Origin of the sequence: Flavobacterium sp. FlaQc-49 (assembly GCF_044005985.1) — a bacterium.
In the GTDB taxonomy this organism is placed as follows: Bacteria; Bacteroidota; Bacteroidia; order Flavobacteriales; family Flavobacteriaceae; genus Flavobacterium; species Flavobacterium cupriresistens.
In genome coordinates this window covers 247,413-262,709 of the sequence record NZ_JBIPCS010000001.1, presented here as the reverse complement: position 1 = coordinate 262,709, position 15,297 = coordinate 247,413, and the positions used below count along the sequence as shown (strand labels likewise).

The 15,297-nt window shown below is 30.9% G+C and carries 19 protein-coding genes and 1 tRNA gene; 13 read left to right on the top strand and 7 right to left on the bottom strand.

From position 1 onward, the window contains the following. The first annotated feature begins 133 nt into the window (after positions 1 to 133). From ACHRV3_RS01160 to ACHRV3_RS01140, 5 genes are all read left to right on the top strand, one after another. Complete coding sequence (locus tag ACHRV3_RS01160; protein WP_395434197.1) at positions 134 to 712, top strand: DUF4833 domain-containing protein; 579 nt, start codon at positions 134 to 136, stop codon at positions 710 to 712. A 195-nt stretch (positions 713 to 907) separates the two neighbouring features. Next, positions 908 to 1,525 (top strand): hypothetical protein, encoded by a 618-nt coding sequence (locus ACHRV3_RS01155; protein ID WP_395434196.1) that lies wholly within the window; start codon positions 908 to 910, stop codon positions 1,523 to 1,525. A 353-nt stretch (positions 1,526 to 1,878) separates the two neighbouring features. Further along, a complete protein-coding gene (locus tag ACHRV3_RS01150; RefSeq protein WP_395434195.1) occupies positions 1,879 to 2,640 on the top strand; it encodes a barstar family protein in 762 nt (253 codons plus the stop codon). 178 nt (positions 2,641 to 2,818) lie between these two features. Continuing rightward, a complete protein-coding gene (locus tag ACHRV3_RS01145) occupies positions 2,819 to 3,223 on the top strand; it encodes a hypothetical protein (protein ID WP_395434194.1) in 405 nt (134 codons plus the stop codon). Between the two features lie 186 nt (positions 3,224 to 3,409). Further along, complete coding sequence (locus tag ACHRV3_RS01140) at positions 3,410 to 3,886, top strand: hypothetical protein (protein WP_395434193.1); 477 nt, start codon at positions 3,410 to 3,412, stop codon at positions 3,884 to 3,886. Between the two features lie 248 nt (positions 3,887 to 4,134). Here ACHRV3_RS01140 and ACHRV3_RS01135 read toward each other — a convergent pair whose 3' ends face one another. The 3 genes from ACHRV3_RS01135 to ACHRV3_RS01125 form a co-directional block, all read right to left on the bottom strand. After that, the gene (locus tag ACHRV3_RS01135; protein ID WP_395434192.1) at positions 4,135 to 4,413 is read right to left on the bottom strand and encodes a type II toxin-antitoxin system RelE/ParE family toxin; all 279 of its coding nucleotides are present in this window, start codon (positions 4,411 to 4,413) and stop codon (positions 4,135 to 4,137) included. Further along, entirely contained in the window at positions 4,406 to 4,654 is a 249-nt protein-coding gene (locus ACHRV3_RS01130) for a type II toxin-antitoxin system ParD family antitoxin (RefSeq protein WP_395434191.1), read from the bottom strand. Before ACHRV3_RS01130 ends, ACHRV3_RS01135 begins: the two co-directional genes overlap by 8 nt. A 220-nt stretch (positions 4,655 to 4,874) precedes the next feature. Beyond that, entirely contained in the window at positions 4,875 to 5,360 is a 486-nt protein-coding gene (locus tag ACHRV3_RS01125; RefSeq protein WP_395434190.1) for a hypothetical protein, read from the bottom strand. Between the two features lie 599 nt (positions 5,361 to 5,959). On the opposite strand from ACHRV3_RS01125, the gene ACHRV3_RS01120 reads away from it, so the two are divergent. The 3 genes from ACHRV3_RS01120 (at position 5,960) to ACHRV3_RS01110 (ending at position 8,057) form a co-directional block, all read left to right on the top strand. Then, on the top strand, positions 5,960 to 6,337 hold the full coding sequence (locus ACHRV3_RS01120; protein WP_395434188.1) for a 2-dehydro-3-deoxyphosphooctonate aldolase: 378 nt from the start codon (positions 5,960 to 5,962) through the stop codon (positions 6,335 to 6,337). A gap of 264 nt (positions 6,338 to 6,601) precedes the next feature. Beyond that, a complete protein-coding gene (locus tag ACHRV3_RS01115; protein WP_395434187.1) occupies positions 6,602 to 7,270 on the top strand; it encodes a hypothetical protein in 669 nt (222 codons plus the stop codon). A gap of 172 nt (positions 7,271 to 7,442) precedes the next feature. Further along, positions 7,443 to 8,057, top strand: a complete 615-nt coding sequence (locus tag ACHRV3_RS01110; protein WP_395434186.1) for a hypothetical protein — start codon at positions 7,443 to 7,445, stop codon at positions 8,055 to 8,057. 216 nt (positions 8,058 to 8,273) lie between these two features. Here ACHRV3_RS01110 and ACHRV3_RS01105 read toward each other — a convergent pair whose 3' ends face one another. After that, positions 8,274 to 8,687: an XRE family transcriptional regulator gene (locus tag ACHRV3_RS01105; protein WP_395434185.1), complete on the bottom strand. Its 414-nt coding sequence runs from the start codon at positions 8,685 to 8,687 to the stop codon at positions 8,274 to 8,276. A gap of 182 nt (positions 8,688 to 8,869) precedes the next feature. Between ACHRV3_RS01105 and ACHRV3_RS01100 the strand changes: the two genes are divergently transcribed. The 3 genes from ACHRV3_RS01100 (at position 8,870) to ACHRV3_RS01090 (ending at position 12,093) form a co-directional block, all read left to right on the top strand. Further along, positions 8,870 to 9,430 carry a hypothetical protein gene (locus ACHRV3_RS01100; protein ID WP_395434184.1) on the top strand — a complete coding sequence of 187 codons (561 nt, stop codon included), beginning with the start codon at positions 8,870 to 8,872 and terminating at the stop codon, positions 9,428 to 9,430. A gap of 335 nt (positions 9,431 to 9,765) precedes the next feature. Then, positions 9,766 to 11,070, top strand: a complete 1,305-nt coding sequence (locus ACHRV3_RS01095) for a M20/M25/M40 family metallo-hydrolase (protein WP_395434183.1) — start codon at positions 9,766 to 9,768, stop codon at positions 11,068 to 11,070. Positions 11,071 to 11,673: 603 nt separating this feature from the next. Next, complete coding sequence (locus ACHRV3_RS01090; protein WP_395434182.1) at positions 11,674 to 12,093, top strand: SMI1/KNR4 family protein; 420 nt, start codon at positions 11,674 to 11,676, stop codon at positions 12,091 to 12,093. Positions 12,094 to 12,357: 264 nt separating this feature from the next. Here the strand turns inward: ACHRV3_RS01090 and ACHRV3_RS01085 are convergent. After that, positions 12,358 to 12,431: transfer RNA gene (locus ACHRV3_RS01085), tRNA-Arg, on the bottom strand. A gap of 116 nt (positions 12,432 to 12,547) precedes the next feature. Here ACHRV3_RS01085 and ACHRV3_RS01080 point away from each other — a divergent pair. Together ACHRV3_RS01080 and ACHRV3_RS01075 are read left to right on the top strand one after the other, a co-directional pair. Then, positions 12,548 to 13,060, top strand: a complete 513-nt coding sequence (locus ACHRV3_RS01080) for an adenine phosphoribosyltransferase (RefSeq protein WP_395434181.1) — start codon at positions 12,548 to 12,550, stop codon at positions 13,058 to 13,060. Positions 13,061 to 13,087: 27 nt separating this feature from the next. Beyond that, the gene (locus tag ACHRV3_RS01075) at positions 13,088 to 13,852 is read left to right on the top strand and encodes a hypothetical protein (RefSeq protein WP_395434180.1); all 765 of its coding nucleotides are present in this window, start codon (positions 13,088 to 13,090) and stop codon (positions 13,850 to 13,852) included. Between the two features lie 3 nt (positions 13,853 to 13,855). Here the strand turns inward: ACHRV3_RS01075 and ACHRV3_RS01070 are convergent, their stop codons facing one another. Both ACHRV3_RS01070 and ACHRV3_RS01065 read right to left on the bottom strand, forming a co-directional pair. Continuing rightward, positions 13,856 to 14,506: a response regulator gene (locus ACHRV3_RS01070; protein WP_395434179.1), complete on the bottom strand. Its 651-nt coding sequence runs from the start codon at positions 14,504 to 14,506 to the stop codon at positions 13,856 to 13,858. Continuing rightward, positions 14,490 to 15,143: a sensor histidine kinase gene (locus ACHRV3_RS01065; protein ID WP_395434178.1), complete on the bottom strand. Its 654-nt coding sequence runs from the start codon at positions 15,141 to 15,143 to the stop codon at positions 14,490 to 14,492. The genes ACHRV3_RS01070 and ACHRV3_RS01065 overlap by 17 nt, the downstream gene beginning before the upstream one ends. Positions 15,144 to 15,297: the final 154 nt, after the last annotated feature.

Sequence of the window (15,297 nt, the reverse complement as noted above, 5' to 3'; positions counted from 1 at the left end):
TTTTAAGAAAATTATAATTTTTACACATCGCTTATGCGATTTATTTTAAGTGTTACGCCTTTTTAAGCTTTGTGAACTATGTCTCTATGTGTTAAAATTAATTACGCCCAACGGGTCATATAAACATTTCGCTATGAACAAATTATCATTTAAATATTTTAGAAAATTACTAATCGTTATATCGATCTTAGTAAATATACTTTCTGATGATCTGGTGGCACAATCCAAAAATCCATCGCCGTTAAATTTTCCAACGCCTAAGAATATAGATAATATGCTATTTTACATTCAGCGGGATCCCAATACAAACACTGCTATTTATGCCATAAACTACCAGGAAAATGGAAAAATAAACAAAAGCGATCCTATAAAAGCGTATTGGATTCGATATGCTGAGAAAGGAGATAAAAAAGATTTTAGTTACATACAACGCAAATTTGCATACGGAATAGAAAGTAAAACGGTAAATAATGAGGAGTTTGAGCTTCAATTTGTATCGTATAAAAAGTTGCCTTTAACCTTAAAAAAGATAGAGTCAGATCAAAAATACCATGTTTTTGCAAGTGTAAATCAGAAAAAAATACAGGTAGAAAAAATATTTGTACGCATTGAAGGCGGTTCTTTTTGGCTACCCAATGTAAAGTATGCCGAAGTTACCGGAATTGATGCTTCTTCCAATAAAACAATTACGGAAAGGATGTTGTTGAAATGAGATAGATATCCAACAAATAAAAAAACCTTTTGATGATTTGTAAGAGAAAAAGAATATATTTGAAATAGTAAAAAGCGAAACAAACCTTCACAAATCTGCCTTAAAAAGGATGTATACATGAAGGTTTGTTTCGCATATATTAATGTTAGTGGATAGTTTAGAGCGACAGAAAATCGAAATAAAAATTGGCAAAAAATGAAAACCAAACTAATAATTTTACTTCTATTTATTAATTTATTTTCATGTAAAAAAACGGAAGAAAATCAACCTAAAACTTATAATAAAACGATTAATGAGCTAAAAACCAAAGGAAAAGAAAATGCCGAATTCAATTTTGACAAGTTTTTAATATCAAAAGGGAAAGTTGGAGAAATCAAAATAGGAATGAACCTTAATGATGCTGAAAATTCTTTGCGTGAAATGAATAGAAAAAAAGTAGAAGCCTATGATTTTGGTTACGATGGAGGCGGAAATGCTTTTATATATTCAATTAAGAGTGAAGAAATTCTTGCTTTGATCCCTAACAGAGATACGACAAAAATTATCGCAATAATTGCAATTAGCAACAAACTAAAAACAGACAATGGTTTAAATCCAAAATCAAACATAATTGATATTCTAAAAAGATATCCAAAAATGGAAGTTAGTCAAGATTTGATGACCGAAAATGAATATATGTATGATGAAAATAAAAAATGGAGTTTTATCTTCCTCACTGATGAAAGTAACAGAATTGGAGAATATAAAGATATAGATGAATCAGCAAAACCAAAACGTTTGGAAGCCAAAATGGATTATATCGAAATTAAATAATAACCATCTCCTCAGAAATTATATACTTAATAGAAGTCTCCCGACTTTTTACAGTTAGTTCTTATTATAGTCATGGATTTTTTTTACATTCAGAAGAAGAAATATTCTAACAAAATTAGTTTTAATTTCAGAGACTTTATGAAGTCTTTGTTTTTCAATTATATTTGTTTAAAATGGCGCAAATTCAGGGACATTTACGCAGCACAAAGAAGAACACTTCGTAGAGCGGGGTTAGATTGAACATTTCTGCAAAGTTGAACGACAGCAATTCTATTCAACTTTTGTACTAAAATTCACTGTCTTCGGCATTACCCGCCACGTTGTGTGATATTTTACAAAAAGAAAAAACGAAAATGATAGCAATAGGAATTGATGATTATCCGAAGACAAGTATTTTAGGCTATTTTGAAAATATAGAAGGTATAGAAGGAGAAAATCCATTAGAAAAAGATCAAAGTGACGAAAACAAGTATCCCATAAAATGTAAATTAAAACTATTAAGAGGAAAAAATTTTAGCGAATTTGAAAGAAATCTAAAAGAAGCATCAACTAAAAATGAATATAGCGGATATTACATTTACTTTATTGACAAACAAAACAATATCAAACTTGAATATTTCTTTTTTAATCTTGAAATTAACCAAATTCAAGATTTGGAAAATGGTTATTACAATTTAGACTTAAATTGTAACTTATATGAAGCAAGTCAAGGAGTTCGTGAAGTTTGCGAAATGAGAATTAACAATGAGTTGACAGAATATAATCTTTGGAGGAAACTTAAGAAAGAAAGTCGACAAGGTTGGTTAGAAGTTGCGATAAATTTGCAAAGTAATATAATAGACAGAGCAAATTTAATTGTTGAGATAAACGGAGATTTAATTGACAACACAGATTCATTTTATTGCGTAATTGGAGAAAGTATTAATGGACCAGGTGGATATTTCGGAAGAAATTTAGATGCTTTGCACGATTGTTTTCGAGGGGAATTTGGAGTTAAATTGCCATTTACCATAAAGTGGAAAAATCATTTACAAAGTAAAAAATATTTAAAAGAAAAATTTAATCACATACTAGAAGTATTGAAAGATAATAATGTAAAAATTGAACTGAATTAAAAAAACATCGCACAACAACCTACAAGAGATTTTTTGGTATTTGGCTGAATTTAAAATGGCTTTGTACTTGAAAATTTTGTGCATAATAGAAAAAACTCGCATCTTTAATACCAAACCTCTTGTAACGCTAAGACGTTGTGCGTAACCTTTGCAAAAAACTAAACCCTAATAAATTATTATGTTGAAAAAATTAAAATTAGCTTTGATTATATGTTTTATTATTTTAGTCTCTTCATGTGAAGGGTCAGATAGTTTTCAAGGCAAGTGGAAAGCATTAAATTTAAAGGGTGAAAAATATGAAATCACTTTTTCACCAAAGGAAATTGCTATAAAAGATAGTTTAGGGAAATCTATAAAACATAGTTATGTACAAAGCGGAGCAGGACATCATGGTTCTTCAGACATGTCAATTGATACTTATAAGATCCTGTTAGACAATGGTCAAAATTATAAAATACATTTTCCAAAAAATAACGAAAGTATTGGGCTAATTTTAATGGTTATAAATGAGAACGAATCACTAATGTTTACTATTAGTAGAAAAAACTATTTAACTTATGAAGACATTAATAAGTTAAATTAAGGCTACGTAAAAACAGATGCTGCAAGATATTTGGTTTTAGGCTGGCTTTAAAGACGGTTTTGTACTTGGGAAAATTGCGCATAGTGGAAAAAACTCGCACCTTTATTCCAAAACCTTTTGTAGCGCCAGAACGTTCCAGCAATTAGGCAGCAGACTCAAGAATCTGACATAATTTAAAATCAAAAAATGAAAACAAAAACAGTACTATATTTTATTACAAGTATATTATTTTTATCTTGTATTGGATCAGATAACATATCTATACCTCATAGCATAAAAGATGCAAAAAAAGATAATTTACTTTTCGACATTTACATGCCTGATAAAAGAAATGTCACAATTAACAAAAAAGATTATATTATTGGTGAAGCATTTACAACCACTAAATTTAATTCGACAAAAGACAGAACAATAAATAAAAATGTTTTTGTATTTATTTGTAAATTAAAAAATGCAAAAACGGGCGAAAAATTTGAATACGATTGTGACGTTAATTGGAATGATTACATCAATTTTAATTCAGAAAATGGCGGAATTTTGGATAGTAATTTAGGTATTGATTATGAAAATTCAAAAGTGAGAAATAAACTTGATACTATTAAAATCGGATTTATTGACTATCAAAAAGTAGAAAATACCATAATATTTACTAAAATTAAGTAAAAAAACTGCTGGTAACAGCCGTTACAAGAGATTTAAGCATTTGGCTGAATTTAAAGATGGTTTCGTACTTGGGAAATTTATGCATAATAGAAAAAACTCGCATCTTTAATCCCAAACCTCTTGTAGCGCCAGGACGTTGTGTGACATTACTACGTGAACGATACGTAGACGTTTTCAATCAAGCATCTAGCATAGAGCGGAGTGAAATTTCAATGGCAAAAAAGGTACTCTCGAGAAATTGAATTGCTTTAAAAGTCTTGCCTTCCGATAATGGCAATAATTTCTACCCGTTTATCTCCATTAATTTGATAATAAATAGTATCAACACCACAAACACAATAACGATATCCTTTTTTAATAGGGTCAGCAGATGGAAATAAAAAAGGATTTTCCTCTATTTTTTCAAAACAATCATAAAACATATTATAATAGTTGTCAGCTTGATTAATACCAAACTTGCTAACACCATAATAATAAATTCTTCTTAAATCTTCTTTGGCTTCGCTACTTAAATAATAGCTATACATTATTTGGTAAATCTTTTTTAAATTCAGCTAACATTTCTTCTCTAGTTTGTTTTTTAGCAAAACCACTTTTTTCTCCCTTCTCAATTTTCGCTCTCACAAACTCATAGTATTCTTCTTGTGAACGCGCTTGCTTAATCAAATAGTTAATAGCTTCACTTTTACTGCTAAATTCTTCCGTATTAACCTGATTTTTCAACCACTCGTCATTGGGGGCAGTTAATGATATACTTTGTCGTGTCATAACAATACAAGTTTTTAGATTGGTGTAAATTTACACCAAAATTTTGAAATAAAAACGTATTTATAAGTTATTAAAGTTTGTAAGAGCCTTCCGGTTTTTTCACAGTTAGTTCTTAATTATTGTCTTGTTTTTTTACATTCAGAAGAAATATTCTAATAAAATTAGTTTTAAAGTCAGAGACATTTGCAGCAGCGTAAAGAAGAATACTTCATAGAGCGGGTTATTGTTTTTTATCAATGGAAAAAAAGTCTGCGATCATTATTCCAGTTTTTGTTTTTGAAAGATTATCAATACCGCGTACAAGAATGTAGAGACCTCCGACTATTCCCATAAAATTTTCAAATTTCCAGGAACTGAAGACAAAATTAAAATCGGTTGAATTAAAAACAATAAATATAGATGCCAGTCCAGCCATCAGTTCAAGTAATCCATAAATCAGTTTATATCTTTCACGAAGAAGCCAGAAATATATTCCTAAAGTTATTGAATATGTCACAATTAAAAAGTATTTTATATAGTTTTGAAATCCTTTAAAGAAATAAAAGAAAGTAAGACTTAAAATTACAAATGAAAGAGTTAAGTATACAAAGTACTTGACTTTTCTAACTTCAGTATCGGCGACTTGAATTTTGTCATTATTACTTTCTATCAACTGTTCCAAGCTAGCTTTTATTTGTTCGGCTTCTTTAAAGAATTGCTCATTCATAACTTTTTCTCAAACTTACAAAAAAGTGAGGATTTTTGTATCCAGAAAAAATAAGAGTATCAAGTATCTGGAATTTATTTGATAAATATTTTTAAAGTCGAAAGCTTGTTTCTCCGCTCTCCGAAGTGTTCTAATGAAAAGCTACGCAAATGTCTCTGACTTTGCGCAATTTTTTGTTCCTTAGAAATTATAAACTTGACAGAAGTCTCCTGACTTTTTATAGTTAGTTCTTATTATTGTTGAGGATTTTTCACATTCAGTAAAAATATTCTAAGAAAATTAGTTTTAAAGTCAGAGACTTTATGAAGTCTTTGTTTCTCAATTATATTTGTTTAAAATTGCGCAAAGTCAGAGACATTTGGGTAGTGTAAAGAAGAACACTTCGTAGAGTAGGGGGGCTTCTAAACTCGAAAAACACATTTGATTACGGGGAATTCCTGTGATATGTTGTATACTTAAAAATACAACTTTTCTTATCTTGATATAATTCTTTTGTTATATTTGAAGAATAACTAACAGAGGTTTTTTTTACAGACTGACGTTAGCAGTAATTTAACGAGAAACTTCAAAAACCAATTATTAAATCAACTTATACAGATATGAAAAAACTATTTTTTATCATTACATTCTCAGCATTAATCTCTTGCTCTACTTCTAAATCAGGAACGCAAAATGTAACAACAGATTCAACATATGGATACTCAAGAGATAACCCAATTAAAGTTGGAGGAGATGATAATGGACCTATAAATGAACGTAAATATTTAAATTCTTTATCTGGTCCAAATGGAGAAACTATACTGTATAATCGATCTGGAAGTTGTTGTCATTTTGAAACAAGAAATAGTTCATATGGTATGGGAATGTTAGACATCTTCAAAGTTACATATGAAGGAAAAAATGATACAATAACTTTATATTTAAACATGTATGACAAAGCAAAACTTAAAGCTCCAATTGGGTTAAAATTCAAATAAACTATTGCTAACAGCCGTAGCTGTTGCGCAACCTCTGAAAAAAAACTATTTAAAATAAATCACTAAAAAACAACCTCGTTTAAACTCGAAAAACACATTTGATTACGGGGAATTCCTGTGACATGTTGCATACTTAAAAATTGACCTTTTCTTATCGTGGTACTATTCTTTTGTTATATTTGAAGAATAAATAATAGAGGTTTTTTTACAGATTGAGGTTAGCCGCAAGCCATCGAAATCGGAACAAAACAAAATCTATACATTATGAAAGGATTAACTTTTATTTTTATATTATTTCAATTTAAATCTTTATCTGCCCAAACTATTCAACAAATTGATTCTGTTTCTATTAAAATGTGCGAATCACTTTCCAGGTTAAACGAAATTAAAGATGATGTAAAAATTACAATGATTTTTCAAAAGCATCTTCCTGATTTTTATGAAAAAGTAAATATATCATCTCAAACAATAGCTGATTCAATAAGAGATATAGTCTATTTTAGGTTACAGAAAAATTGTAAAGATTTTCGCGATGTATTAGGTAAAATAGAAGAAAATAAAAGCGATTGGATTACTCTTTTACAAAAACCAAAATCTAAAATTTCTAAAAAACAGTTTTCAAATTTCTTAAAGGGCGGGAATTTTTACTATAAAGAATATGATGGAAAAATTGTAAATGTATTTATTAGTAAAAATATTTGGATGGAAAAATTTGAAGATGGGACTACATCCAAACTACTAATTCATGCAAAATACGATGGCGAATTTGATTTAGAATTTGTCGAAAGCGATAATCATATTCGAAAAAATTTAAGTATCAAAGGTGATTTATATAATTACGGGCTTTGTGAGTTAAATAGAGGTGTTTTTGATGTTTGGGTTTCACAAAGCGATAAAACAATTTATGGATTTCGGATTTATTCAAAAGATTAAGGCCAGTGACTAACAGTGTGTTAAATAAATCGCTAGTTCGTTAGTGATTGGAAGATTTTTCAAACCAAAAATGTTTTATCTTAGCAGAGAGAACTCTGTTCCTATTTCAGCGACTTCTCAAATGCGCTAAACGTTGTGCGAAACCGTAAAAAATCAGTGCTTAAATTAGATTATGAAATATATAGAACTCCTTTTTATAACATCTATCGCAATCATCCCACTCTTTTCGAATTTGAAAAGTGATATAAAAGGAATCCCGTTTATAAAACGTTTAAATTTTTCAGGATGGCTTGTAATTATTTTGACAATTGCTGTCTTATTCTTTGGATGGATTAGGATTCATAATGATTCAGTATATGAAAACACAATTCAGGAAAATGAAATTTTTTCAACAATTGAAATCAGTTCACTATCTAAAAATAAAATCGACTCAATTAATTCGTTCCTTCCTAAAACTCTTTTTATGAGAAATAGTTCGATTGGTAATAACGATATTAAAATAAACTACGAAAAGGAAAATGTCAGATCTTCGGGTAAAGGATTTGATCGTTATATCTTAACTTACAGTTCAAATAAAGTAAAACTGGAAGATAATTATTTAATTCACTCTTTTGAAATTGACGAAATAAGTGGAAAACAATTAAACTTTAAACTTCCCGAAATAACTGATATTGATTGTGTAGAAAATATTGAAATCAAATTTTCAATAAACATTCGTAATAAGGTTTTTGTGAAGTATATAAATTGCAATCAAATACCATCGATAAAAATTGAAGAGCTAAAATAACGGCATCGCACAATAGCCGTTCCAATAGATTTAGGCATTTGACTGAATTTAAAGATGGTTTTTGTATTTGGAAATTTTGTTTAACCGAAAAATCTCGCATCTTTATCGCCGCTCTGCGAAGTCTTCCTTATGAAAAGCTATGCGAATATCTCCCAACTTCGCACCCGAAAATAATATTTTAAAGCAAAAAACAGACTGTAAAAACCTCTTTTACAGTTACTTATTGATTAATTTTTCAAGCCTCATCATCATTTCATCTTTCTCCTTCAACATCCGCTCGTACAAGGCAATTTTTTCTTCGTGTATTTGTACAATCTTATCAATTGGATTAATAGTAGTACTCACATGCCCAGAATTGTTACCAACCGCTACTGCTCCTTCATGAAAAGTATTAGAAATAATATTAATCGCCTGCTCCTCATCAAAATTCTGAAAAGCTTCCACAGGAATTTTTAATACAGCTGAAATTTGTTTCAACAAATTGTCTTCAATTACATCTTTTTGCTCCAGCATAGAAATTTTCTTTTGGTTCCAGTCTTCGCCCAGATCATAAGCCAATGCTTCTTGCTTTATGTTAAGCATTTCTCTGAAACGTTTTATGTTTCTTCCCTGATGTATTTTCTGTTCCATAACGAATATTAATTTTTCTAAAAGCTCAAAGATAAAGCCATTTGGATTAAAAATCCTGAATTTCAAAGATAAAAAAATATCCCGTAAAACATCCTTTTTGTCAGATATTATATCCGATTTCCGAATAGATTATCCTTTTGAATGAATCGAACTTCACTTCTTAATTTTTAAATCTATTGACTATGAAAAAGAAGAAATCATCCTTCGAAACCAGCTTTTGGGCGGGATATGCGGCAGGAAATCCATTTAAGGCAATTAACGCTTTTTTTGATTTTGCAGACCTGGATTATTATAAACAAAGTTTAAATGAAGCGGTAATTTACAGCTATAAAACAAAAATCTACAGAGAGGACAATCCTTCTGATGTTTTTATTTTGTATACCGTTTTCAGCTCCTTTGTCAAAGTCTGCTATTGCCTGCATGAAAAAAGCAAAAAACGAAAAGTGAAAGAATCTTTGCGCTGTGAAACGGTTTCTCATCATTCTTCTCTCACGAAGGAAGAATACGATAATCCCTTTATTGTATTTCAAAAAGCATTTGATGAAAAAACACTGGAAGAATTTGAATTATTTCTATGTCAAATCCTGGAGCTTTCATTGTCTCCCCATCCCGGAGATTCGGATTCTGACCTGACGACGCCCTATATTCATTTAATCAAAATGTTCGATGCAGTGGAACAAATGAGAGAAAGGGGCGTTGAGAAAATAAAGAAAACGGATAAGGTTGTTGCTGTAACGGAATAAAATATCCGGTATTCGAATTTTAAAATACTATACTATGAACTTCAACATAGATTTTCTTTAGGTTATCCGTTATAAAAGCAAAAAAAGCCATAAAAGAAGAAGCCGTCTCAAGTTGGTATTGAGACGGCTTCTTCTTTTTGCTTATAAAATTATACGTCGTTAAATAAAAGCATACAACAAGCACTAAACTTCTCAGTTTAATGTTTTTAAATTGTTCACGTTATAATTTAGCAATGCCGCCAGTTTTTTCATTTAAAAATTTCTGCGAGCGCTAAGTTTCGCAAATAATTAACGTAATTTTGGTTTAATTAAAATGTTATTTATAAAAGTAAAATATGAAAAAAATTATTGTAAGTATGTTTGTTCTAAGTCAATGTTTTAATGTACATGGACAATCGATTGATAAAATTATTACGACCAAGGAAGTAACTCGTATAGAGAAAATACTTTCGGCTGATGATATGCAGGGTAGAAGAACTTTTACTCCCGGTATTGAGAAAGCATCTGCTTTTATAGAATCAGAGTTTAAAGAAATTGGTTTGAAAACTTTCAATACAGCAACAAATTATAGACAAGAATTTTCAATAACGGTCTCTAAAGGAGTTTCTTCAAAAATTACTATTGATGGCAAAGAAATAAATAATAATCAAGTTGCAATATTCTCGTACCTTCCTCAAGTTTCTTTAACTGAAAAAAGCGATATTTCTATTGTAAAAATCAATAAAGGGGATAACATTGGGGATAAATTTAATGAATATTATAAAAGTTCGAAAAATCTTTTGGTACTAGTTGACCCTTCATTTGATAGTGTTTTACCAAATATTCAACATATTGATCGAGTAAATTCTAATCCCGGAAACAATACAATTATGTTTGTTTTTGGAACCATAGAAGCGACCACTTTCTCTGTTGAATTAACGAATGTAATCTCCAAAAAAACATTGAATAATGTTGTTGGAATATTACCGGGAAAAACTAAACCAAATGAGTATGTGATTTTTTCAGGGCATTATGATCATTTAGGAATAGGCTCTCCCCAAGAAGGTGCTCCACATCCTGCAACAGATTCTATTTATAATGGCGCTAATGATGATGCCGCTGGAACAACAGCAGTAATTATGCTTGCGAAATATTTTAAAAAACAAAATAACAACGAGCGTACTATCATTTTTACCACATTTACAGCTGAAGAAATAGGTGGTTATGGAGCCAAATATTTTTCTAAACAGCTTGCGCCGGAAAAAGTGATTGCGATGTTTAATATTGAAATGATCGGAACAGAATCTAAATGGGGTAAAAACTCAGCTTACATTACAGGCTACGAAAAGTCGAATATGGGAGAGATTTTGCAAACTAATTTAAAAGGATCAAGTTTTACATTTTATTCAGATCCTTATCCGGAACAACAATTATTTTACCGCTCCGACAACGCTACGTTAGCCAAGCTTGGAGTTCCTGCTCATACCATCTCTACTTCAAAAATGGATAATGAGCTAACGTACCACACAGCCGATGATGAATTTGAAACGTTAGATATTGATAACATGACCCAAATAATAAAATCAATTGCCTTAAGTTCTTCTTCAATTATTAGTGGAAAAGATACGCCAACAAGAGTAAATACTACTCAACTGAAATAACAGAAGTAAATTACAAAGAATCGAAAAAGCACTGAAAATGATTGGTTTTCAGTGCTTTTTTATTATTTGTCTTGTCCTGATATAGGTTGACTATTTTTGTTTTATTTATATCAAAAACATTTGATTGTAGCCCCAAACCTAACAGGTTTTAAAAACCTGTTAGGTTTAATTCACAACCTTTTTGGAAGTAAAAACCCATTAAATTCGATTGGAAAAACACAAAAAAAAGCCCATTTCGTTAAAAATGGGCTTTTCAGCTGTGACCTCTACGGGACAAATTTCAACATTTTTTATGGATGATTTGAAGAAATTGGCTTACCATATGTAGTGTCTGTCTCTCGTTGGCTTTAAGGATTTGGTTTGGATGTACTGTTGGGGATTCATATGTTTTCAAAATATGAATAAGTTAATTCTGCTACAAAACTTAGATGGATGAAACATCTGTAAAAAAGGCAATTTTTTTGCCAATAAGTTGTATAGTATATGCTGATAAATTAATAATATGCTCTGCATATTTTGCAGGATTTAACTATATTTGGATTTATTGGCAACTGCCGTGGAAAATAATCCATTTAAATGAAAAAGTATAAGCAATAAAATACTATGAGAAGGTTAACTTTAAATGATCGCTTTTTGCCACATCAATACAGTAGAATTGAAAATGAAGCTGGTATAAAAATTCCTGATAATATTAAAGATTTTATTTCAGAATATGCAGATTTGTCAGTAAAGGAGAATAAGTATATAAATAGTGATGGGAAGTTGTTTGAAATTTCACAATTCATAACTTATAAGATGATGTACGATTTTGTAAAAGAATTCAAGGAAGAAGGCTTGGGAAAAAAGCTACCTTTTGCAATAGATAATGGAGGCTGGGTTTTTTGTATATCATTTGATGAAGAATCTATTGATAAAATATTGATATATCAAATGGAAATGGAGTGGAAAACAAAAAAAGATGCTTTTGAATTAGTCGCTAATAGCTTTGAAGATTTTATCAATAACTTGCAAGAAGAAAGCTAAAATTATTTTGAAGTTATTGTATTTAGTATCAAAAAATTACGATAAACCAAAAGAGAAAAATCGCATATCCTTAATGAAACTTCGAATCATCGTTAAGCTCCGATTAAATTTCAATTAAAGACACTTTTAGATTGTTTATTTTAAAGTATCTAAGGATTTCTTGTGAAAAAATTGAACCATGAAATGTTAGATTGTAAAGGCTTGATAAATTTACATACTAGTGCATAAAAAAAGAGACAACTATTTGCTAGTTGTCTCTTTTAGTGACCTCGACTGGATTCAAACCAGTAACCTCTTGAGCCGTAATCAAGTGCGCTATTCAGTTGCGCCACGAGGCCTTTTTATTTCTCAATTCAGCTAAAATTCTGTAGCTTTGTTGAGCGCTTATTGCGGGTGCAAAGATAGCTATAAATGTGAGATAAACAAGGAAAAAATAATATAAAAACAAAAAAAAATGAAGTTCGAAAGTTATATACGTGATATTCAAGATTTTCCCAAAGAAGGAATTTTATTTAAAGATATTACCCCGTTATTAAATGATCCGGTTGCGCGCAAAGAATGCCTGTCTATTCTGCTAGCATCGCTAAACGGACAGGTTATCGACAAAGTTATAGGGGCTGAAAGTCGCGGATTTTTCTTCGGCATGTTGTTGGCTCAGGAATTGAATGCGGGTTTTGTACCGGTTCGTAAACCTAAAAAACTGCCTTACACAACTATTTCCGCTTCTTATGACTTAGAATACGGCACAGATACCTTAGAAATTCACACAGATGCCATCAAAAAAGGAGACAGGGTCTTGATACATGATGATGTTTTAGCAACGGGAGGAACAGCTAAAGCACTTGGAGAATTGGTAAAGGAATTGGGTGGAGAAATTGTACAGTTTAATTTTCTAATGGAGCTTTCATTTTTAAAAGGCAGAGATAAAATTGCCGAAAACCCTATTTTTGCGGCAATAACCTACTAATCCAGCGACTTTAACCCAAATCTGAAAATGAAATATATTTCTCTACTAGCAGCACTGTTCTTATTTTCCTGTAATGACCAAAAAACAACATCCTCAGAAATATCGGTAAAAACAGCAGCGAATAAAGAAAAGCAAATCCCAAAGGCTTCCCAAGAAGAGGCCTTTTTTAGCGCTATACGCCCAGGAGAGCGATTGAATAAAGAAAAAGAATACTCAGATGAAGTGGAATATGTAGAATACGATGACAACGGCGATTATAACCTGTTTACCATAAAAAAAGGCAAGGAAACTGTAGCATTGAACACTAATTTTGAAGGAACTGCTGCCTTTCTGAGGGGCGACATTCTAGAAATAACCTGGAAAATAGATACAACTTACAGTGCAGGCGACGGAGAGAAACTGGATTTCACACCTTGGCTGATAAAAGCTAAAAAAGTAAAAGACGGTAGCGTAAGTCTATTTAAAAGAAAATACAAAAAACCAATTAAATATTATTTGAAAGGCGAGGAGCAGTATACAAAGTCTTTTGTGGAATACCTCAATGTTTTGGTCGAGTACTACCTCGCAAATTCTAAAAGAGAGCTCGTAAAAGCAAACCTCCAAAATCCGGACACCAATTTGGTTTATTCGATAGAAAATGGAGATAAAGACGGTCGCTCTTATGTTATTGTTGGAATTTCAAACGAATTCGAAAATCATACCAGTATAATTCAATGGTTGTATTTAGATAACGAAACCAGGAAATTATATGAGTATGATTTGGCAAACGATAAATTAATCGAATTTAAGTAGTCTTTAAACCAAAACAATTTTATGCTTAATCGCATATAAAACTAGACCTATTCGGGTTTTGATTTCGAGCTTATCAAACAGGGACTCTCTGTAGCCGTCAATTGTTTTGGGACTCAGACACATTTCTGAAGCAATTTCCTTATAGGTTTTTTCACTGCAGGCATGTCTTATAAAAACAATTTCTTTTTCTTTTAAACTGACTTTTTTAGAATCGTCATTGGCTTTTTTCACGAGCATTCCTGAGACTAATTCGGTAAAATAGAAGCCTTTATCGATCACGCACGACATGGCTTCTTTGAATATTTCTGGCGAAGTGTCTTTTAGTAAATAACCTCTGGCACCATTAGTGATCATTTTAATGATAATTTCTTCATCATCGTTTACCGATAGCGCTATAATTTTTAACGAAGGCCTGTTTTCTTTGACCCATTTCATTGTTTCAAGGCCGTCTAAAACAGGCATATTGACATCTAAAAGAATCAAATCTACCTCTAAGTCTGTATTCTCCTGCAGATAAGTTATAAAAACTTTGCCGTTTTCAAAGCGATTGACCACGTCAAATTCTTTAAAACTATTGATCAAAAGCTGCAAGGATTGTGAGAACAACTGGTGATCATCGACAATAATAATTTTATTTTTAACTTTTGTTTTCATCGGGTATGGTTAAGGGATATTCTAAAGTTATACTTGTTCCGGATGTATTGGATTCCATAATTAGTTTAGCACCAATTAGTTTAGCTCTCAATTTCATATTGTTTAAACCAATTCCGGACGTGACTTTTTTGGTGTCATAACCAATTCCGAAATCCTTCATTTTTAACTGAAAAAGGTCTGCAGTTGTCGTAATATCCACCTCGTACAAATCGCTGAGAGAATGTTTTAAACTATTGTGCAAAGCTTCCTGAAAAATGCGGTAAATAAACAAATCATGCTCTTCGTTAATCTCAGGTATTTCTCCTGTAAATTTATAATTATAGTGAATGTGTTTCAGTTTTTTTATACGTTCCAAATCCTGTTTTATCGCTTCTATAAAATTGGATTGCAATAAGTTATCCTTGTTTATAATGCGGGATAAAATCCGAATCTCGTCGAGCGATTTGGCTAAAACATGCTTAAGATCAGTCAGTTCTTTGCTTTTAATTGATTTTCCGGTCTGTATGTACATATTAAGCTGCATAATTCCCACTGAAACAATCTGGCCAATATTGTCGTGCAGTTCTTTGCTGATTTCGGAGAGCGTCTGATCTTTAATCTCAATCCTGGTTTTGACTAACTCTGATTGAAAGTACATTTCAGATTCCATTTTCTCAACCAGATAATTGTTCTTTTTCTTCAAAAAATAAAAAAAAAGCACAAGTAACGTGATGAGTAGAGTAAAAAAAACAATACCTAATGAAATGACTAATAATTGTATTTCTTTTCGCTCCATATAAATCCGATTATAA